This is a genomic window from Neobacillus sp. PVCKKU3, assembly GCF_058323225.1.
Genome location: NZ_JBLVQN010000023.1, coordinates 50,854 through 70,348, shown reverse-complemented (window position 1 = coordinate 70,348; position 19,495 = coordinate 50,854). Strand labels below are relative to the sequence as shown.

General features: G+C 42.1%; 20 protein-coding genes. 4 read left to right on the top strand and 16 right to left on the bottom strand.

What is annotated here, in order from left to right; translation table 11 throughout:
• Window positions 1–100: 100 nt before the first annotated feature.
• Window positions 101–1,921 carry a CocE/NonD family hydrolase gene (locus ACNQGS_RS16520; protein WP_491488259.1) on the bottom strand — a complete coding sequence of 607 codons (1,821 nt, stop codon included), beginning with the start codon at window positions 1,919–1,921 and terminating at the stop codon, window positions 101–103.
• Window positions 1,922–2,226: 305 nt separating this feature from the next.
• On the opposite strand from ACNQGS_RS16520, the gene ACNQGS_RS16515 reads away from it, so the two are divergent.
• On the top strand, window positions 2,227–2,397 hold the full coding sequence (locus ACNQGS_RS16515) for a YuzK family famiily protein (protein WP_464572685.1): 171 nt from the start codon (window positions 2,227–2,229) through the stop codon (window positions 2,395–2,397).
• 56 nt (window positions 2,398–2,453) lie between these two features.
• Here the strand turns inward: ACNQGS_RS16515 and ACNQGS_RS16510 are convergent, their stop codons facing one another.
• Window positions 2,454–2,921: a CBS domain-containing protein gene (locus ACNQGS_RS16510; protein ID WP_491488258.1), complete on the bottom strand. Its 468-nt coding sequence runs from the start codon at window positions 2,919–2,921 to the stop codon at window positions 2,454–2,456.
• 21 nt (window positions 2,922–2,942) lie between these two features.
• Window positions 2,943–3,590 (bottom strand): TetR/AcrR family transcriptional regulator, encoded by a 648-nt coding sequence (locus ACNQGS_RS16505; RefSeq protein ID WP_491488257.1) that lies wholly within the window; start codon window positions 3,588–3,590, stop codon window positions 2,943–2,945.
• Window positions 3,591–3,877: 287 nt separating this feature from the next.
• Between ACNQGS_RS16505 and ACNQGS_RS16500 the strand changes: the two genes are divergently transcribed.
• Window positions 3,878–4,030, top strand: coding sequence for a hypothetical protein (locus tag ACNQGS_RS16500; RefSeq protein WP_213115881.1), 153 nt, complete (start codon window positions 3,878–3,880; stop codon window positions 4,028–4,030).
• Window positions 4,031–4,209: 179 nt separating this feature from the next.
• Entirely contained in the window at window positions 4,210–5,307 is a 1,098-nt protein-coding gene (serC, locus tag ACNQGS_RS16495) for a 3-phosphoserine/phosphohydroxythreonine transaminase (protein WP_491488256.1), read from the top strand.
• 34 nt (window positions 5,308–5,341) lie between these two features.
• On the opposite strand, the gene ACNQGS_RS16490 is transcribed toward serC, so the two are convergent.
• Window positions 5,342–5,920: a DNA-3-methyladenine glycosylase I gene (locus tag ACNQGS_RS16490; RefSeq protein WP_213140280.1), complete on the bottom strand. Its 579-nt coding sequence runs from the start codon at window positions 5,918–5,920 to the stop codon at window positions 5,342–5,344.
• 2 nt (window positions 5,921–5,922) lie between these two features.
• Entirely contained in the window at window positions 5,923–6,618 is a 696-nt protein-coding gene (locus tag ACNQGS_RS16485; RefSeq protein WP_491488255.1) for a Dph6-related ATP pyrophosphatase, read from the bottom strand.
• Between the two features lie 162 nt (window positions 6,619–6,780).
• On the opposite strand from ACNQGS_RS16485, the gene ACNQGS_RS16480 reads away from it, so the two are divergent.
• On the top strand, window positions 6,781–7,440 hold the full coding sequence (locus tag ACNQGS_RS16480; RefSeq protein WP_491488254.1) for a hypothetical protein: 660 nt from the start codon (window positions 6,781–6,783) through the stop codon (window positions 7,438–7,440).
• A gap of 53 nt (window positions 7,441–7,493) precedes the next feature.
• On the opposite strand, the gene ACNQGS_RS16475 is transcribed toward ACNQGS_RS16480, so the two are convergent.
• The 11 genes from ACNQGS_RS16475 to ACNQGS_RS16425 all read right to left on the bottom strand — a co-directional run bounded on the left by ACNQGS_RS16475 (window position 7,494) and on the right by ACNQGS_RS16425 (window position 19,484).
• Window positions 7,494–8,429, bottom strand: a complete 936-nt coding sequence (locus ACNQGS_RS16475) for a manganese-dependent inorganic pyrophosphatase (protein WP_491488253.1) — start codon at window positions 8,427–8,429, stop codon at window positions 7,494–7,496.
• Window positions 8,430–8,528: 99 nt separating this feature from the next.
• Entirely contained in the window at window positions 8,529–9,389 is an 861-nt protein-coding gene (locus ACNQGS_RS16470; RefSeq protein ID WP_491488252.1) for a GNAT family N-acetyltransferase, read from the bottom strand.
• Window positions 9,390–9,548: 159 nt separating this feature from the next.
• Window positions 9,549–10,757: an iron-containing alcohol dehydrogenase gene (locus tag ACNQGS_RS16465; RefSeq protein WP_491488251.1), complete on the bottom strand. Its 1,209-nt coding sequence runs from the start codon at window positions 10,755–10,757 to the stop codon at window positions 9,549–9,551.
• A 19-nt stretch (window positions 10,758–10,776) separates the two neighbouring features.
• Window positions 10,777–12,300, bottom strand: coding sequence for an aldehyde dehydrogenase family protein (locus ACNQGS_RS16460; protein WP_491488250.1), 1,524 nt, complete (start codon window positions 12,298–12,300; stop codon window positions 10,777–10,779).
• 110 nt (window positions 12,301–12,410) lie between these two features.
• Entirely contained in the window at window positions 12,411–13,304 is an 894-nt protein-coding gene (locus tag ACNQGS_RS16455) for a R2-like ligand-binding oxidase (RefSeq protein ID WP_491488249.1), read from the bottom strand.
• Window positions 13,305–13,348: 44 nt separating this feature from the next.
• Entirely contained in the window at window positions 13,349–14,866 is a 1,518-nt protein-coding gene (locus tag ACNQGS_RS16450; RefSeq protein ID WP_491488248.1) for a class I adenylate-forming enzyme family protein, read from the bottom strand.
• A gap of 258 nt (window positions 14,867–15,124) precedes the next feature.
• On the bottom strand, window positions 15,125–15,937 hold the full coding sequence (locus ACNQGS_RS16445; RefSeq protein ID WP_464493984.1) for an enoyl-CoA hydratase/isomerase family protein: 813 nt from the start codon (window positions 15,935–15,937) through the stop codon (window positions 15,125–15,127).
• The gene (locus tag ACNQGS_RS16440; protein ID WP_491488247.1) at window positions 15,934–17,028 is read right to left on the bottom strand and encodes an acyl-CoA dehydrogenase family protein; all 1,095 of its coding nucleotides are present in this window, start codon (window positions 17,026–17,028) and stop codon (window positions 15,934–15,936) included. Before ACNQGS_RS16440 ends, ACNQGS_RS16445 begins: the two co-directional genes overlap by 4 nt.
• On the bottom strand, window positions 17,025–18,179 hold the full coding sequence (locus ACNQGS_RS16435) for an acyl-CoA dehydrogenase family protein (RefSeq protein WP_491488246.1): 1,155 nt from the start codon (window positions 18,177–18,179) through the stop codon (window positions 17,025–17,027). Before ACNQGS_RS16435 ends, ACNQGS_RS16440 begins: the two co-directional genes overlap by 4 nt.
• Before the next feature lie 201 nt (window positions 18,180–18,380).
• Complete coding sequence (locus ACNQGS_RS16430) at window positions 18,381–18,650, bottom strand: aldehyde dehydrogenase family protein (protein WP_491488275.1); 270 nt, start codon at window positions 18,648–18,650, stop codon at window positions 18,381–18,383.
• A 45-nt stretch (window positions 18,651–18,695) separates the two neighbouring features.
• Window positions 18,696–19,484: a tyrosine-protein phosphatase gene (locus ACNQGS_RS16425; RefSeq protein ID WP_491488245.1), complete on the bottom strand. Its 789-nt coding sequence runs from the start codon at window positions 19,482–19,484 to the stop codon at window positions 18,696–18,698.
• Between the last annotated feature and the right edge of the window lie 11 nt (window positions 19,485–19,495).

The following is a 19,495-nucleotide window of genomic DNA, read 5'->3' as shown; positions in this document are numbered from 1 at the left end:
ACTTTCTTTCCTATAACCGTTCGGGCGTTATGAACCATTTAAATTAGAAAAAAGCTGCCAATCACCGCAAAAGCCAGTAATCAACAGCATATTAAAAAGATTATTTTACTATTGGTAAGGTCACATAAGAAGGATATTGGCTGTTATGCATAATAGTAACCACACCGCCTAATTGATTAAGCAGCATCGGTGTCGTTGATAACGAATGCGGGAAGTCACTTGGCCCCACGCTAACCCGTAGGCGATGTCCATCTTTAATCTGTGCATTGGTCGGAAAAATCTCGATGTTTAATTCCATAACCTCGCCTGGTATCACCGCCTGGACCGCTTCCGTCGTAAACCGATGCCATGGCTGAATATTTTCGCCATTTAAAAAGCGGCTCTTTGACTTATCTACAGTACGATGCGAAGCAGCGAGCCAGCCGGCGGTCAATTCACTTGAGGTGCCGTCCGGAGCCACATCTGTTACACGAACAGATAGGACTGCGTCTTTAGCGGTTGTACTTACATAAATTCTTGCAGCAATCGGACCGGAAATTCTCACGTCCTGATTAACCGGAGGTGTTGTGTAGGTGACTTCTGTAGTCTCGGTTAAGCGATTATCCTTTGTACATGGAAAGACCCCCAAAATTCCCATCGTCCATTGGCTCGCACTGCCAGAGCAAATCCCGTTCACTGGCTGCTGCAGCATTAAATCGGAGCCTTCAATCGTGGATGGAGTATCCTTTGTCAGCAGGTTCCCGGAACGAAGATAATATTTTTCAGCCTGTGCCTTGGCATGCGGCCAGCCTGGCTGCACTTCAAAGTGACCATCGCCTAACACAAATTGCGTTACATCAGGAATCCCTTCCACATCCACATTCATGCCCTTCACATATTTGTCGAACCATTTTAAGGCAATTTGGTCTAAAGTAGGAACATTATCCGCCGGTAATCCGCTTCCAAAATCTCCATGCGTCCAATTACCGATCAACAACTTCGTTTTGACCCCATTTGCCTTCAACTTTTCAAATAGTAAAGGTTCACCCCGTTGAAAAATATCATGGAGGCCGCCGGTTATAAATGCTGGCACCTTTACTTTATCTGTGACTAATAGCGCCGAACGCTGCCAAGAAAATGGCCCATCATAGGCAACTTCTCCACCTGTTAGAGCGGATGTTAACGTATTTGTCTGAAAACCGGAGATTTGCCCTGCATGGTTAATAAGAACTCCTGCTGCCTGAACAGGATCTGTCAATGTGTAGCTTGGCGGCAATAAACCCGTACCAGTGACTAGCCCCAGCCACAGAGGGATAAACCCGGTATTGACCAGACCGCCTGACATCACGATATCCCGGTAGCTGTCTCCCATCGGCACAATTGGGAACATCGCAGCCAAGCCTTTGGGCTGCTGGGCTGCCGTAAAGAATTGGTTAATAGCCATATAGGAAGCCCCGTATAAGCCAACCTTGCCGCTTGACCACGCCTGACTGGCCGCCCATTCCACAAGCTCTTTTCCGTCCTGCTGTTCAGCAATCCCAAATGATTCCCATGTGCCCTGCGAACTGCCTGTCCCACGGACATCTACCACTACCTGGACATAGCCGCGTTTTACAAAATATTCATTTACGCCATTAACATTTTTATTGTATGGCGTCTGAGTCAAAATAACTGGAAATGGCCCCGGTCCGTCTGGCCGATAAACATCGGCAGTCAATATGACGCCATCCCTCATTGTAATGAAAACATCTTTTTCGGTAATGTAGCTTTGATATTCCTCAGCTCTGTCGTAGCTTTCCCACTTTTTATTAGTAGTTGTGTCTATGGATGTTGTTTGGGTTTCCTCGCCTATTGGAGTGCCAGTTAAGGAAAATGCGGTTGAAAAAATAAAACCAAGCATCACTAACAGAATGCCGCCGGCCTGAAACCGTTTCTTGTGCATATTTAACCCCCATTCTGAATTTTCTTACTCTTATAGTGTAAGTCATCAGAATGTTTAAAAAAATAATACATCCTTACTATCAACCTAATACAAGTTGCGTATTTTTGGAAAATCAGTGGAAAACAAGGTTTAATCAAGAGGATATTGGAGGGATTGTATGGATCTGCAGGTTCAGGGAACAGGAGGCCATCTCAGTCCTAAATATAACAAGATTTCCCACTTTACGGGCTTTGTCGAAAAAAACTGTTCAATGGTAAGATAAAACCTAATAACTAAAGGAGGGTTTTAACATCCAACATTTACGTTTGAAGTACACGAGTGAAATGGAGAAAGCACTTCTTAATGCCCATGGTGTTTGTTATAAGGTTTATTGCCGGAATCATGACATACGGATATTAGTTGAAAAAAGACGAGAACAGGATTATATTACATCACAAATGATGCTTGCCGATATTGGACGTAAATTTCATACTTAACTCTAAAAAAGGTGTCAGGCTGTCTTTCATGAAAGTACCTGGCACCTTTTCATTTTTCAATCCATCTCATCAATAATGGTTTGTTGGATGCTTCGAATCACATCTCCCCTGCTCAGGACACCGATAACACGATTATTACCGTTTAACACTGGCAATTTTTTAAAATGGTGCTTGGATAAAAGGGAGACAACTTTTTTCATATCATCATCAGGATGAACAGTGACAATCCCATTTGTTTTGGCAATCTTTATGATTTCCCTTCCCGCCATTTCACTCAAGCGGCTTTCTAAATCCTCCTCGGCGATATAAGTCATAAAGGTAAAATAATTATAAATTTGCCGATCAATGGGTTTAATGGCTCTTAAGATATCCCCGTCTGTAACAATGCCGCATAATTTACCCTCGCCATCCACAACAGGCATGCCGCCAATTTTCTTTTCTACAAAAATTTTCATAACATCCTTAACAGTATCAGTTGGTTTTGCTGTAATGACATTCATTATCATAAAATCTCTTACCTTCATTGCTAGTCACCACTCTTTAGTTTATTCTTCATTTTCAATAAGTAATTTCTTTAGTACATCAGGAGGGAAAACAATGCGGCAAATGACCTTTGCCAATTCCAAAAAATCTTCTTTTTTACAGTGTTGACCTATATTGGTATTTCCACTCTCTGCCAACACCATAATAGACCAGGCAACCTTATCCAGATCCAAATCCCTCCAAGTTAACCCTGAATCATAAGCACGCTTTAATCCGGTAAGAATTCTTGAATGGATTTTCTTTCTGGCTTCTCCTAAAACCTCGGCAAGTTCCGAATCCTTATGAAGTAGTTCTGGCAAAACGCGGTGAAGTCCCATCCCGTTAAGCCGTTTCATATGAGCTTCTAATAAGGATGCCAAAAAAAGTTCAGGATTACCGGCAGTCCAATTTGGTTCAGGAGGGAGCAATTCATCTATTTTATCCTCCAAAAGGGACATTAATAGCTGCCGTTTATCTGAAAAATAGCGATAAAAGGTTCCTGTAGCTACTCCTGCATGGGCCGCGATTTCCTTTGCGGTTGTTTGCTCATATCCTTTTTCAATAAACAGTATTCGCCCGCTTTCCAAGAGAGCATTTCTTTTTTGTTGGGCCCGTTCTTGTTTAGGAAGAATCGGAAATTCACCTACAAGCAAATCTTCACGTTCAGTCATAGGACCACCTCGGGCTTATTATAGCACAAAAATTAAAGATGAACTACAGTTCATCTTTTTGTTGACATGTTTATAGCTGAATGTAATACTTGAACTATAGTTCATGTTATTCAATTCCTTCTATAACACCCCTGGATTAAAGGAATTCGTCTAACATGAACAACTTTTTTAAAAATTTTTTAAAAAACAGGTTTTGTCAGGAAGGATATCACCATATTTTTCCGAATAATATAGGGTAATCTTATTTTTTATATTGGGTTTATTAATTTTGAAAGGTGTTGATCCATATGGCCAATCAATCTGACTCTAAAAAAATCTCCGTAAATTCAACTATTTCCTTAAAAGGAATAGTAAAAGCCATTTTCAACGATACCGTTCACGTCCAAATTGGCGGAAAGATCATTACGCTGCCAAAAAAGGATTTTCTTGCTGAAAGTTAAGTGATTAATATTTAAACATAGAAGCATTTTGTCGGTCTGCTGCTTGCATTAGTGGCAGGCATTTTTTTGTTTAAAATTTGAACAAGCCTTTAACTCTGTAAAGGAATAAAATTTCCTGTCAAAATAATAAGAAAATATGTTATATTCATATATATTAAAAAAACATGGGAGTGAACGAAATGAAACTAGACATCAAACGGGCCTATAATTTCAATGCCGGCCCATCTGCTCTTCCTCTTTCTGTACTGGAAAAAGCTCAGCAGGAGCTGATTGATTTCCGAGGCACAGGAATGTCAATCATGGAATTAAGCCACCGCAGTGCTGCCTATGAAGAAGTACATAATCAGGCAATCGCGCGCCTAAAGGATTTAATGGGTATTTCTGAAGATTATGAAGTACTCTTTTTGCAAGGTGGAGCAAGCCTGCAATTTTCAATGATTCCGATGAACTTTTTGGGAGAAGGAAAAAAAGCGGGTTATGTGATGACCGGATCTTGGTCAGAAAAGGCTTTTGCCGAAGGTAAGCTATTTGGTGAAGTTGCTCAGGCGGCGTCATCAAAAGAAGGCAAATATCGCCGCATTCCTAGACTAGCGGAAATTCAATATCAAGGTGACGAGGCCTATTTACATCTGACCTCCAATAATACAATTTACGGAACGCAGTGGAAGGAATTCCCTGCTACTGGCAATGTTCCGTTAATTGCGGACATGTCCAGCGATATTCTATCCAAGCCTGTTGATGTCAGCAAGTTCTCCATGATTTATGCGGGTGCCCAGAAAAACCTTGGGCCTTCCGGTGTTACGGTGGTAATTGTTCGCAAGGAGTTTCTTGAGAAGGCTAATTCTAACATCCCTACCATGTTAAAGTACAGCACTCATGTAAAAAACAATTCCCTATATAACACTCCGCCAACCTTTGGCATTTATATGCTCGGTGAGGTTCTTGGCTGGGTACAGGAAATTGGCGGCCTTGAGGAAGTTGTCAGACGGAATGAGGAAAAGGCGAAGGTTATCTACGATGCTATTGATCAAAGCAATGGTTTCTACATCGGGCACGCTGAAAACGACAGCCGCTCCCTAATGAATATTACCTTTAACTTAAAATCAGAAGAGCTGGAAAAAGCATTTTTAGCTCAAGCCAAGCAGGAAGGCTTTATCGGTGTTAACGGCCACCGCTCCATCGGAGGCTGCCGCGCATCCACCTACAACGCCGTTCCATACGAATCCTGCAAAGCATTCAGCGAATTTATGGAACAGTTCCAAAAGCAAAACGGATAAAAGATGGGTAAAACATGGGGACGGTTCTAATGCCTCAAATTTTTGAGGCAAAAGAACCGTCCCCTCGTTTCATTTCACAGCTTTCGATATGGTCATTGACCATTCCTACTGCTTGCATGAAGGCGTAGCAGATGGTGGAGCCGACGAATTTAAAGCCGCGCTTTTTTAAATCCTTGCTCAATTTGTCGCTTATTTCCGTGGAGGCAGGTACCTCGCTCGCTTCTTTGAAGTGATTGATAATCGGCTTCCCGTCAACAAATGACCAAATATAGCTATTGAAGGAACCAAATTCCTCGACCACCTTTAAATAAGCTTTGGCGTTGCCAATCACCGCATTAATTTTTAGTCTATTCCGTACAATACCATCATTATGTAGAAGTTCTTCAATCTTTTGATCGTCATACAGGACAATCTTCTCCGCCTCAAAGTTGTCAAACGCCCTCTGGTAATTCTCCCGCTTTTTTAAAATCGTATACCAACTAAGGCCAGCTTGCGCCCCTTCCAAATTCAAATATTCAAACAACAAACGGTCGTCATGAACGGGGACTCCCCACTCATGGTCATGATAATCAATATATAATGGGTCTTGATTAACCCAGCCGCAGCGATTCATAATCAAAACCCCCTTAATGGAATTAAATCGGTAAAGCAAAATCTTGTTTCACCAGTGTATACATCCTTTGAAAACTTTTTCTCGCCAACTTGAAACCGGATTGGCTTATTAAAAATCGGACCATCATATACAAATGAATGATACTCGCCGTTTTCACCGCAAGGGTCCACACCTTCAGGCAGTGCTTCCATAAACACGTCATTAATTTCCTTACCGGAAAAATTCTCAGGCAGTTTCGTCAAGTCTACACAAGTTATAATTGTTTGATACCCTAGCGATAAAAAGCGGTAAATTAAATCTGTAGTATTCTGACCCCAGAGTGGAAAAACCGCTGTAAAACCTAAGGGTTTTAACTGTTCTTCACGGTACTTGCGGATATCCTCAAGAAATAGGTCGCCAAATACAATATGGTCAATCCCATTCGCCTTCAAATCAGCCAATTCCCGATTCATTATTTCCCCGTAGACTTCATTGGAACATTGCTCCGGAATAAAGATTTTTTTTAATGGAATGCCAATCGATGCCGCTTGCGCCTCCAGCAGTTCCTCCCTTACTCCATGAATGCTTGTTCGATTAAAGCCTTCAGTAACTGTCGTAAATAACAATTCAACCTCATATTCTTCCCCGTGAAGGAGTTCGTGCAATGCCAGTGTAGAATCTTTTCCACTGAATGATAACGCAGCTCTTTTTTTTGCCACGAAAAAAATCACCTCTTCCCCATCTACCATTATAATTTGCCCGAACATAAAAAGCGAAAAAAGAATTTCCAGAGCTTTGCCCACATTTAATAGCGAAGCCCAAACGTGTCCCCACTAATGTTTTTGAAGCATAAAATATTATAAAAAGGAGTGAAGTGAGGTATGAGTTTATACATTAATAAGCGTGAACATCCCAATGTTTTTGAAAATAAACAAACGATCAATGCCCCGAATCAGTCGTATTCCAGACAGGATTTCCTGACTGAATTAATCAAGGAACAGGAAAAAGCGAATGCCGCCTTAAGAAAAACATTAAGGGAACTGCAACTTCGAACTATTAAGCAGGAAGAATCCCAAACTAGCCATTGGAATGATATCGGCAGCCAATTGATTGACTTGCAAAAAAGCAGCCAATCGCATCAAGAAATGATGAGAATGCAGGAAAAATCTCAAGAGGAAATAGCGGACAAATTAAATCGGCAAGCCGTTTTTCAAAAAGAAGTAACAGAGAAATTGAACAGCCAAGAGGATTTTCAAAATCAAATCTCTGTCAAAATGAACAAGCAAGAAGAATTTCAAGAAGACGTCCTCAAACGATTGGATCATCAAGAAGCATTAACCGAGAAAATTTCACGGCAGTTGAACTTTATTCGGTCCATTCTATTTGAACGGACCAATTATTTGGCCTCCAAAATCGAAGATGGTTACAAACTCACCTCGTCCTATGTCTATAAACTGATGACAGGCTCTGATAAGCCGGTGACCTTCTTCCTGATGAATCAGCATCATGATGAGCACACAAAGCAGACGGACAAATCATAAAAGATAACAACAAAAAACGTTCATGCCATCAAATGCATGAACGTTCTGTTATCTTAAACACCCTTTGTAAAAGTTTCCGTTAATACTGGCACAATTTGTTTCTTACGGGATACGACGCCTCTTAACATTGCAGTATTGGCATCAAGGGTCACATTATAAGCCTTTTCCACTGCAGCAGCCTTACTTCCAAGCGCTAACCCTACTGAATCATTATTAAGGATATCAGTCACTACCAATAAGAATAAGTCCAGATTCTTCTCATCGATTTTCTTAGAAATAGCTGCTTCTAATTCTTCTTTACGGGCAAGAACTTCCGCAGTATCTACAGCATTGACTTGGGCAATTTCTACTTTGCTTCCGCCCATGTCAAATTCTTTTGCATCCAGTGTTAATAAATCAGCTACAGACTTGTCGCTTAAATCCGCACCGGCCTTCAGCATTTCTAAACCGTACGCTTCGGCATCTACACCGGCAATATCTGCTAATTCACGAGCTGCAGCCACATCTTCAGCTGTGCAGGTTGGCGACTTGAATAATAAGGAATCAGAAATGATGGCTGAAAGCATAAGTCCCGCGATTTCTTTCTTAATTTCCTTGCCATTTTCTTTGTACATTTTATTTAAAATTGTAGCCGTACAACCGACTGGCTCACAGCGGTAATATAACGGATCGCTTGTTTCAAAATTTGCGATGCGGTGATGGTCAATTACCTCAAGCACTTTAACATCAGTGATGTCGTTCGCACTTTGCTGGCGTTCATTGTGGTCTACCAAAATAACAGAATTAACTTCAGAAGCAACAGTTTCTACAAGACGTGGTGCCTCTGCCTTAAAGGTATCCAACGCATATTGTGTTTCGCCATTAATTTGGCCGAGACGAACTGCTTCAACTTCCATTCCAAGTTGTTTTTTCAAGTCTGCATACGCAAGCGCAGAACAAATCGAATCTGTGTCTGGATTTTTATGTCCAAAAATAAGTACTTTTTCCATATTCCTACTCCTAACCATATTAAATTATGTAAGGACAAGCCAAATAAGGTTTCCCTATCGGAAATTATATATTAATACGGTAGAGTATTCAAAAATTTTTTATAAAAATTTCACCATCTGCACTTGTTCTGTCATCTTATTAAATCCATGGCTCATTAGGTATGCGATGATTGGACTTGAGATGGAGGCATTAACAGTCATAAAGTTTACAGTTCTTTCAGCTCCCCCGCAAATGCTGGCAAAAATAATTTTTAATAAATCTTTGTTTACTTCAGAAAAAAGCTCCAATTGATAGATAACGACTTTTTCTACCTTTCCATGTTCATTCCATATTCTTTTAAACAAGCAATAGCCTAAAGGGTCATTTCCTGTTCCATAAAAAATTTGTGCTTCGCCGTTTCTGACACTTTGCCATTGGCATTGCCAAGGTACATTTTCTTTATAGAAAGAAAGTGTTGCCAATTGTTCAGGACGGATGGATTTTACCCAGATGGATGCGGCTAAAACTGACTCGAATTCCTCAGACCCTTTTAAATGAACAAGGGAGTCAACAATCTCATATCCATATCGTTGATATAAACGAATGGCCCGTTCGTTTTCCTTTATCGCTTCGAGAGTGGCAACCTCCACCCCCTCTTCCGCGTAAATCCTTAAAGTCTCCTCCATTAAAAGCTTGGAAACTCCTTTTCCACGATATTGCGCGGCTACGCCGGTTCCTCCATTCCAAGCGGTCTTTTTTCCATCAATCAGGCGCACTCCATTTAAGACAATTGCTACAGGCTGATCACCATCGAAAGCAACAATCGATAGATTCATTGAAAGCCCCTCATTAACCAACCTGGCAAAAAACAGCTCCGCTGACATTTCCAATTTTACAAAATAGCCTTCAAAACCGCGATTCCAGGCCGTGATAATGTCCGTTATTTGACATTCAGATAATTTTTTAAAAAGAATACTCATGAGTCGGCCCCCTTAAATAGCGTTGAAGAAAATTAAAATAAAATAGACTAAATAGTTTATTTTAATTAAACCAAAGCCTTCCAGTTTTTACAATCCATTAGAAAAATAAATCCCATTATGGACGAGAAAAAATCCATAATGGGATGATTTCAACTAACATTATTTAACCGGCAAAGGCACAACCCTCTGTCCAATTGCCGCTATTAGTTCCGGCGGCATTGGGAAGTTTAATGCGGCAGGATCCTTCATGACTGCCGGGATTACCATTTGTAGTGCCTCTCCACTAATATTGTATTCACTAAAATCAGCCGGCAAGCCAACTTTATGTTGAAGCAAGCGAATTTTTTCGATTACTTTTGCCAACGCCTCTTCTGCCGAATCACCCTTCACATCCACATTCAAAGCTTGCGCTAATTCAGCCGCACGAGGCAGGTACAACTGGGGAACAAGCTCCATTACGACCGGCAGGAAGACAGCATTTGCCAATCCATGAGGAATTCTGAATAGGGCCCCGTAGGCATGCGCCATATTGTGGACCGGTATGGCATTTAGAGCAAAGCTAAAAGCTGTGATTCCCATTAAGCTTGCTTGCAAGAGGTCACTTCGGGCATCGAGGTTTGCACCATCAGCAACGGCGGCAGGCAGATTTTTTTCAATTAAGCGAATCGCATGCAGTGCATAGGCATCTGTTAAACCAGTTGCTGTTGGTGAGGCTAATGCTTCAATCGCGTGGGTCAGCGCATCAAACCCGGTAAATGCGGTAATCTTTGGCGGCAAGCCGACCGTCAGATCCGGATCCAGAACCGCTATATCAGCTGCAATAAACGGATTGATAATGTTGGTCTTCATTTTAATTTCTTCATTATAGATAACAGCGATTGGCGAAACTTCTGAGCCGGTTCCGGCAGTTGTTGGAATCGCGATATGTGGAATCGGGATATAGCTTGCTTGCGGGAAGGATTCATAAACAAAACCGCCTGGAATCGCTTCTTTAATATCCGATAAGTTTTTATGCAGGGCATACTTTACCCCTTTAACGGTATCCAGCACACTGCCGCCGCCAACAGCGAGCAAGCTGTCAGCACCTACTTCCTTCGCATAACGGACCGCAGCATTAACACAGCTGCTTTCAGCATCTTGGGCAATGTCCAGGTAAATTCCCACTAATTCCGGACCGCTGCCATGGCCAGTCAATTCAAAAATCGAAGCTACTTTTTCAACAACACCCGCTTTCTCCAGGCCTCTGTCACTTAATAGAAGAACCCGCTTGGCACCAAGACCAGCAAACAGGCTTGGGATTAGTGCCCGGGAATTGGAGCCGCTATTGATCGCCGTGCGCAAATTAAACTGAGATAATGTTGTTTTCATTTCCATTTTCACCTCTTCATTAATTTTGGCCAAACAGCATACCGTACCAAGGGCGTCTCTCAAGTTCAGTAACCATCGAGGTATGAACATGCTTCAACTGGGTATAGGCATCAAGGGAATGCTTGCCCATCTCCCGGCCAATTCCGCTCTGTTTATATCCGCCAAACGGCGCATCATTGCGAAGCATATGCCAATCATTAATCCAGACAACACCTGCTTGAAGCTTTCGGGCTACTTCATAAGCCTTATTCACATCGCGTGTCCACACACCGGCAGCCAAGCCGTAGATTGTATCATTTGCCATCTTAATTGCCTCATCCAAATCGGAATAGCGGATAACTGCGAGTACAGGTCCGAAAATTTCCTCTTGGGCAATTTTCATGTCATTTGTGACATTTGTGAAAATTGTAGGTTCAATGAAATTACCCTCTTCACATCCAGGAACCATTACCTCCTTGCCGCCACAGGCAAGGGTTGCGCCTTCCTTTACACCAGCTTCAATATACGAAAGAATGGTTTCCTTTTGCTTTTTCGAGATAACCGGGCCCATATCCGTGGCGGGATCGAGAGGATTACCAAGCTTTAACTTACTAGTTAAAGCAACAAGACCGGCCACAACCTCATCATAAATTTTGTCAGGTACAAAAAGCCGCGTCCCCGATTCACAGAATTGTCCGGAATGGAGGAATACGCCAAATAAACTTCCCGGCAGTGCGATATTAAGATCGGCATCTTCTAAAATAATGTTCGGCGATTTTCCGCCAAGTTCCAGAGTTGTGTTCTTAATCGTACCGGCAGCAAGTCCCATAATTTTCCTGCCTACTTCCGTTGAACCGGTAAAAGCTACTTTATCTACCTTCGGATGCGTAACAAGTGCCTCCCCAACCTCAGCACCCGGTCCGGCAACAACGTTAATAACACCCGGCGGGACAACAGATGATATGATTTCAGCTAGCTTTAATGTTGAAAGCGGTGTATAGCTGGCAGGCTTGATCACAACTGTGTTCCCCATTGCCAAAGCCGGTGCGATCTTCCAGCAGCCGATTACCATCGGATAATTCCATGGCGTTATTGCAGCACAAACACCAATTGGTTCTCTCCAAATAAAATTTTGAGCAGGACCCGGGAATGGCGGAACCGGCAGCGTTTCTGAAAACGGATAGTCAACTAAAAACTTCGCCATCGTTTGAAATAAGTCAACCATTTGCAGAATATCGCTGCCGCCAATGCGTCGGACTGTTCCTCCTGAACTGATTGATTCGAGGTAGGCTAACTCCTGCCCGTGTTCAGCTATTTGATAGGAAATGGCATTCAGAACATTTGCACGGTCCTTTGGCTTCATGTTTTTCCAGTCACCCTGGTCAAATGCCTCACTTGCTGCCGCCACTGCCCGATTGACATCTTCAACTGTACCTTTTGCGACCTTGGCGACCAATTCACCAGTTGCCGGATTGCATACATCAAACGTTTCCTGGCTGCTTGCGGGCTCCCACTTACCATTAATGAAGTGGGGAAATGTTTGCACTTCAACCTTTACTGTCATGACTACAAATCCTCCCTTATATAAGTTATTGTTTTATGAAAAAACAAGAGAAGTACTTTTTCGTACCGCTTTTTGAAAGAGGCTGCCCCGAGAACAGCCTCACTCCCAAATTAAAGAACACCAATCTCACTTTCAGTTACTTTATAAATCTCTTCGATTTTCTTTCCCTTCGCCCTCGCTAAAACTTCCATGCGTACAGCAAGCTGCTTCATCGTGAAATTCATGACATCATCAGGGTTAGCACCAAACGAACTGACCTCTTTTCCGTCTATCCCTTCTTGATTAAGTTTGATTGCCAGCGGGGCCAATTCTCCCATTCTTGCAGCAATAAAATCATAGAGATGAGGATGTTCGCATATTAACCGTTGCAGCAGGAATGTCCCATATCCGATATGCCGGGATTCATCCCGTTTCAAATTGCCGATTCCTTCCAAAAGCCCCGGCATGATTCCGGCTGTTTCCAAAGATTGATAGAAGGAGAAATACCCCGTTTCCGCAAGTACCCCTTCAACAAACATGTTGTAAACAACCGATGCCTCAGCAATAGCTTCCGGCGATTGGTCGGTGACTAAACGTTCCATTGCAGTTGGCAGGATTTCATGGAAAATATGCTGGTAGGTTTCCGAATGAAAATGCGACAAGTCTCCTGTCTCCCCAAGCGCATTTAACACCCTGCGAAAAAATTCTGTATGCTTTGCTTCCTCGTATAAAAATGTTGTTAAAAACATTTCCTCCTCAAGGCGCCCTTCTTTGGCAATAGCCATGATAAGCGGCAGCAAATCTAATGTTACTGCCTCTTCTCCTGCCTGGAACATGGAAATGAGCCTCAGGATGTCTTCCCTCTGCACTTCATTCATTACTTGCCAATCTTTTTGATCTTGGCTGAAATCAATATCTGCTGGATTCCAGATTCCTACCCTCTTCGCCTTTTGATAAAGACGGTAAGGAAAGGAATCCTCCATCAAACCGCGGCTGCTAGTTGTCAAAATCGTTCTTTTTTCCATAATACATTCTCCTCTCATCATTTCCTTTATGTGAAAATCAGCTATTAACGAACCACAATATCTGCAGCTGTTTTGCGAAGATGTGTTTTCAGAATCTTTCCAACACCGTTTCTTGGCAGTGAATCTAGGAACACAATCCGCCGTGGTGTTTTGTTTTTTGCTAAATGGTCTTGGCAAAAACGAATTAATTCTTCCTCTGTTAGTTCTGAACCAGCTTTTTTGACGACACAGGCTACCATCTCTTCACCCATCCGTTCATCCGGTATACCGACAACAGCCGCTTCAGCAACCTGCTCATGACCATTTAGAATTTCTTCAACATCGCGAGGATAAAGATTAAAGCCTCCTCGGATAATCAGATCTTTCTTTCTATCAACTATATAAAGGTAGCCTTCATCATCCTGCCGTGCCATATCTCCCGTATATAGCCACCCATCTTTTAACACTTTCCGAGATTCTTCCTCATTTTGATAGTAACCAGGGGTTACATTATCCCCGCGGACAATCAGCTCACCTACTTCGCCACAAGGAACCTCCACACCATTTTCGTTGACTATTTTCACGTCAACACCAGGAATCGGAATGCCGACAGAACCTGGCTTAATTTCAATACCCTTACGATGGGCTGTTACAACCGGTGCTGCCTCTGACAGTCCGTATCCTTCAAAAACCTTTGCGCCAAACTTTTGCTCAAATGCGTACAGCAGGGCTACTGGAAGCGGCGCAGACCCTGATCCTATCGATTCTAGACTGGAGGTATCGTATTGGTCTGCCTCCGGGTAGGATACAAGCGCATAAATCATTGTCGGAACTCCAGAAAACGTTCTCACTTTATGCTTTTCAATGGCATTAAGTACTTCCTTTACATCAAATTTAGGAAAAACGACAATAGAACTTCCGGTTAAGTACAACACATTTGAAACCGTCAACCCATATACATGGGCAAGCGGAAGGACACCCAGGGTGGTTCCACGCTCGGTTTCATTATGTTTTGCCGAGTTTTCGGCATTTGAATATAAATTTTTATGTGTTAATAAAACCCCTTTTGGATTTCCGGTTGTTCCTGATGTATAAAGGATGACAGCGATGTCCTCGGGCAGGACATCATCATAATAAAGATTGTCATCTTGTACCATCACATCATAAATATTTTTTGCTTTTTCATTTGTAGGCTGATCTGCAACAATCAATTCGGGTTTTACAGGCAGCGCTTCTAAGGATTTTTCTACATTTGGAAGAACATAGGAGGAAGTAATGACTGCTTTTGCCCCGGAATTAAGGGCAATATAATGTAGCTCTTTCGGATGAAGCGTAAACATGACTGGAACGATGATGGCCCCCGTACGGGTAATTCCTTGGTAGGCAATGAGGACTTCCGGACAATTTGGCATACAGACCATAACGCGGTCGCCTTTTTCGACACCTAGCTTTTTCAAGCCGTTTGCTAATTGGTCCGCATATTCCTTCGTTTCCACATTCGTAAAGATCTTTTCTTTGAAGTATAAAAACGGATATTCACCAAATTGGTCAATATTCGTTTCAAGAAGATCTTTTAACTTCACAAAATCCTCTCCTTTGACTCTTGCATCTATTAAACTATTTAGAATTACTAGCCTTTTGAAACCGCTATCATTTTAGAAATCTCTTTTTTAATATAAGGAAAAGGCTCCCCCTTTCATACTAATCAGTTGGTATTTCACTAACAATTACTATAAACAAAATATTCTAAAAATACAATAATTACCGTTTGACAATTTTCTCGTTTATTCTACTGTAATAAAAACACAGTGACAATGTATTGCCACTGTGTTTTTATAGCGTTATTTAAAATTTGGCTTTCTCTTTTCCAGAACAGCATGGACCCCTTCTTGGTAATCCTCGAGCTCGGTAACGATCCCCATGGCTGAAGAAATCATATCCAGTGATGTACGTAAATCGATATTTAATCCCTGGTACACAGCTCTTTTTGTAAAACGCATAACTGTTTGCGGGCCACTCGCTAATTTTTGAACATAGTCTTCCACAAACTCCTCTAGTTTGTCATCTTCCACGACATACGTTACGAGCCCCATATCTTTTGCCTCTTTGGCAGTTAGGACTTTTCTCGTCCAGAGCAAATCCAAAGCTTGATCGGTCCCAACAAACCTTGGTAAGAACCACGCCGCACCGTCTCCCGGAACAATTCCAACATTTAAGTAGCTTTCCGAAATTTTGGTGTTTTCGGCAGCAATGCGAATATCACAGGCCAAGGTCATATCAAAGCCTGCCCCAAAGGCAACACCATGCAGAACCGCAATCACAGGTTTATCAATTTCTTTCACCAGAAGAGGAATTCTTTGTACTCTTTTCCATAAAGAATTTTTTCTGGCTAAAGCGGTCGAGGAAAAATCTTCAGTCCCATCGCTTTGAAGGAATCCTTCTCCTCTCCCCATCGATTTGATATCCCCGCCCGAGCAAAAGCCGCGTCCATTTCCGGATATTACAAGTACCCGAATGTCATCGGAATCACGGACGGTCTCTAATGCTTTAATCCAAAGGTCAATCATTTCCGCACTAAAGGCATTTAAACTATCCGGCCGGTTTAAAATAATTTTGGCGACCCCATTTTCCACATTAAAAATTAGATCCGTCATTGGATTCCCACCTTTTTTTCATGATTCACAACGCCAGTTATCACAGACCACAATTCGTTTTTCTCTAATTTTAATAGTTCTTCCGTAATGACCTGTTCCCAATCGGATTCTGTCCCAAATTCCTCACGCCAAGACCACAGTCTTCTTGTGCTGTGATGCAGGGTATGTTCATATGTAAACCCAATTGCCGCCAATACTTGATGTGCAATCGTATTGACTTTTCCCGCTGCTTCATTTATTCGGATTTTTGCATAGGCTAACTCTTTTGAAAAAGGATTCATGCCGAAAGCATCAACAGCATATTTGGCGGCAATTCCAGCACCGGCAGTTTCGCCGGCAAGCGCTGCCAAATGATGCTGTATTGCTTGGAAACGGTGAATAGGCCGTCCAAATTGGGAGCGCTCATTTGTATGGTTAATGGTTACATCAAGAACTCTTTCGATAGCCCCCGCCATAAGCACGCTTCTTGTTAATGCCCCTGCATAATACAGCTTCTTTGTTAGTGCGCTGTAGTCGACAGATACGGTTTGATATTCCTCGATGTAGACCTGATCAAAGATCACTTCGTCCCGTGCTTCCCCAGCCATGTTTTTGCCAGGTTTAATTTCCGCTTTTTCAAGCGGTAAAACAAGAAGGACGGTCCCGTCGATTGATTCTCCTAGTACAAGCAGCTTTTCCGCATTCCTCGCCCATGGAACATATTTGGCTTTTCCGTTTATAATCCAGCCTTGACCACTTTTTTGCAGCTGGAAAGTTTCCGAACTATTTTGTCCTGGGATCGTGACAATCCCCTCAACAACAGATTCTCCCAAATCGCTTAATAACCAATTGGCTATAAACGTTTCCGCAAGTGGAATGGGTGCAGAATATTTGCCCGCCATTTGCAAAATACTCAAGGCATCATCCAGGTCACCGCCGCTTCCGCCTAATTCCTCCGGCACTCCTACTCCAAGCATGCCGTAGGCCTCCAGGTTCTCCCATAATTCAACGGCCCATTGACCTTTCTCAGCGTCATTAACCACTTCTTTGGTTGAATATTTTTCAAAAATCTTTGCTGCTGACTCCAAGATCATCTCTTTCATTTCACTCATTGGTTAATAACCCCCTTTGCCACAATTCCCCTTAGAATTTCCGTTGTCCCGCCGCGAAGTGTAAATCCCGGTGATTGCAGAATCGATTGCGCCAGGAACCTTTCTAATCTGTCTTCGGAATCGGTTGACGGAATAGCAGAAACTAGTAATCTCGTAATCTCAGGAATCTCCTGCTCAAATTGGGTTCCCATGTCTTTTACTAGAGAAGCAATAATATTAGAAGGCACACCTTCTTCCAACAATCGGGCAATGCCAAGCGACATATTTCGAAGTGTCCACAGTCTAGAGATGAGTCTGCTAACTTCATTTAATCCCTTTGTGTCACCTTTTTCTATTAACACATTCGTTAGTTCATTTAGAAGAGGAAAGGTGCTCAAAATGCGCTCCGGACCACTTCTCTCATAGGCTAATTCCGCCATGCCCTGGGCCCAGCCATTTCCAAGTGTCCCAACAACCATACCATCAGGAACAAACACATCTTCAAAAAAGACTTCATTAAAATGATGTTCCCCTGTCATCAGATGAATTGGGCGAATGGTTACTCCCGGCGCATTTAAATCGACAATCAATTGGCTCATCCCGGCATGGCGGTTATTAGGGTCCATTGGAGTTGTCCGGCATAAAACGATAGAGTAATGGGCATGATGGGCACCGCTTGTCCAAATCTTGCTGCCATTTAAGATCCAGCCTTTATCAACCTTAACGGCCCGTGCCTGAAGTGCAGCCAAATCGGAGCCTGCATTAGGCTCGCTAAGGCCAATCGCAAAATAACATTCTCCCTTTGCTATTCTTGGCAGGAAAAATTGTTTCTGTTCTTCTGTCCCATACTTCAGTAAAAGCGGACCAGTCTGACGGTCGGCAATCCAATGTCCTGAAACCGGGGCGCCTGCTGCCAGCATTTCTTCAGTAACTACATATCTCTCGACTGACGAACGTTCCCCGCCGCCATATTTTTTCGGCCAAGTCATGCCAATCCAGCCGCGTGCTCCCATTTTCCGTGAAAAATCCTCCGAGAATCCGCTAAGCCAGCAATCGCATTTTGTTTCGATTAAACCGTTTTCAATTTCTTCTTTTAAAAACTGCCTAATTTCTCTTCTTAGCTCTTCCGTTTCTTTCGGAAGCTTTACCACAGGAATTTCCAGCGTTTTCATTTGTTTCACCCTCTTTTCTGCAATTAACGCTTATGTAACTCTATTACTACCAAATAAATTATATAATAATTTTGACTTTATGGTCAATTTTTAATTATCTGAAAAGTTATCCTTTATTCATTATTCTAAGAAAATAAAAAAGACAAAAGCCCTATTTTCGTAGCCTTTGTCCTTTAAACATTTAAATAAAATTATCCAAAATTATTTTTTCTTAATCATAATGGTTTTTGTGTTGGTATATTCTTTTAATCCTTCGATTGAATTTTCAACACCGATTCCTGATTGTTTATGGCCTCCAAAAGGAACGTTCGGTAAAAGGATATGTGCCTCGTTGATCCAGACCGTCCCCGTTTCCAACCTTTCGGCAATGGAACGTGCCAGGTTAAGGTCTTTTCCCCATACAGAACCGGCTAATCCATAATCAGTATTATTTGCCTTCGTGATGACCTCATCATAATTGCTATATTTAATGACCGGTAAGTGAGAAAAGCCAAGGTTTGTTCAAAACTTTCACTCCTATTCTAAACAATAATTTTTAATGTTTTCCCTAACCTCTTCGGATATCCCGAATTCCTCTCCAATATACGTTTCAAAATCACCATAATTCCTTAATATCGCGTTATAGGCAGCATGAAGATAGTCTTCTCTAAGTGGAAAAGCATTTATTAATTGTTTATATTCTTCTGGAGTAAAATATTGTGATGCTTTTTCAAAAATGGTTTGATGACGTTCAGCTAATGTTAGATTTGAAAGTAAGTAATCTTCTAATACAGTTTCATAGGGTACACCCATTGTCATCAATATTAACATGGCACCTACACCCGTTCGGTCACGGCCGCCGGTACAGTGGTGGACGAGCGGCAAGTTTTCTTCCGGGCTTTTTAATAGCATCATTAATCTTTTGTAAGAAGGATTCTGTATTGGCATCTCAGTGTAAATCTTTATAAATCTTTCAACTGTGAATTGACGGTAATAGTCCGCATTAAATCCGTCGTCTTTCACAAACATATTTGTGGCAATATTTTCTTCGCTAATCGCAGAAACCCGCTCAAGTATGGCAGATCCTAGAGGCGGATCGGGCTTCCGTTCCGCCTCTTTTTGTCTACGATAATCAAACACTCGTTTTAATTGAAGGGTTTCTAATAAACTTACATCTTTGTCAGTTAATCCGGTTAATTCTGCCGCTCGAAATAAGAGCCCTTTTTTTACTTTTCTGCCATCCTTTGTTGCCAGTCCGCCCATATCGCGGAAATTAACTGCTCCACTCAGTGGCAGTAGGCACTCCGGTAAAGTTTCCTTTTTCATTCCATTCTCCT

What these genes read in the sequence shown, in the direction of transcription:
- ACNQGS_RS16470 (WP_491488252.1), bottom strand. Translation starts at nt 9,389, where the DNA reads ATGAGTATTCTTTTTAAAAAATTATCTGAATGTCAAATAACGGACATT.
- serC (WP_491488256.1), top strand. Translation starts at nt 4,210, where the DNA reads ATGAAACTAGACATCAAACGGGCCTATAATTTCAATGCCGGCCCATCT.
- ACNQGS_RS16505 (WP_491488257.1), bottom strand. Translation starts at nt 3,590, where the DNA reads ATGACTGAACGTGAAGATTTGCTTGTAGGTGAATTTCCGATTCTTCCT.
- ACNQGS_RS16490 (WP_213140280.1), bottom strand. Translation starts at nt 5,920, where the DNA reads ATGAATCGCTGCGGCTGGGTTAATCAAGACCCATTATATATTGATTAT.
- ACNQGS_RS16520 (WP_491488259.1), bottom strand. Translation starts at nt 1,921, where the DNA reads ATGCACAAGAAACGGTTTCAGGCCGGCGGCATTCTGTTAGTGATGCTT.
- ACNQGS_RS16510 (WP_491488258.1), bottom strand. Translation starts at nt 2,921, where the DNA reads ATGAAGGTAAGAGATTTTATGATAATGAATGTCATTACAGCAAAACCA.
- ACNQGS_RS16460 (WP_491488250.1), bottom strand. Translation starts at nt 12,300, where the DNA reads ATGACAGTAAAGGTTGAAGTGCAAACATTTCCCCACTTCATTAATGGT.
- ACNQGS_RS16455 (WP_491488249.1), bottom strand. Translation starts at nt 13,304, where the DNA reads ATGGAAAAAAGAACGATTTTGACAACTAGCAGCCGCGGTTTGATGGAG.
- ACNQGS_RS16445 (WP_464493984.1), bottom strand. Translation starts at nt 15,937, where the DNA reads ATGACGGATCTAATTTTTAATGTGGAAAATGGGGTCGCCAAAATTATT.
- ACNQGS_RS16440 (WP_491488247.1), bottom strand. Translation starts at nt 17,028, where the DNA reads ATGAGTGAAATGAAAGAGATGATCTTGGAGTCAGCAGCAAAGATTTTT.
- ACNQGS_RS16500 (WP_213115881.1), top strand. Translation starts at nt 3,878, where the DNA reads ATGGCCAATCAATCTGACTCTAAAAAAATCTCCGTAAATTCAACTATT.
- ACNQGS_RS16435 (WP_491488246.1), bottom strand. Translation starts at nt 18,179, where the DNA reads ATGAAAACGCTGGAAATTCCTGTGGTAAAGCTTCCGAAAGAAACGGAA.
- ACNQGS_RS16465 (WP_491488251.1), bottom strand. Translation starts at nt 10,757, where the DNA reads ATGAAAACAACATTATCTCAGTTTAATTTGCGCACGGCGATCAATAGC.
- ACNQGS_RS16475 (WP_491488253.1), bottom strand. Translation starts at nt 8,429, where the DNA reads ATGGAAAAAGTACTTATTTTTGGACATAAAAATCCAGACACAGATTCG.
- ACNQGS_RS16480 (WP_491488254.1), top strand. Translation starts at nt 6,781, where the DNA reads ATGAGTTTATACATTAATAAGCGTGAACATCCCAATGTTTTTGAAAAT.
- ACNQGS_RS16425 (WP_491488245.1), bottom strand. Translation starts at nt 19,484, where the DNA reads ATGAAAAAGGAAACTTTACCGGAGTGCCTACTGCCACTGAGTGGAGCA.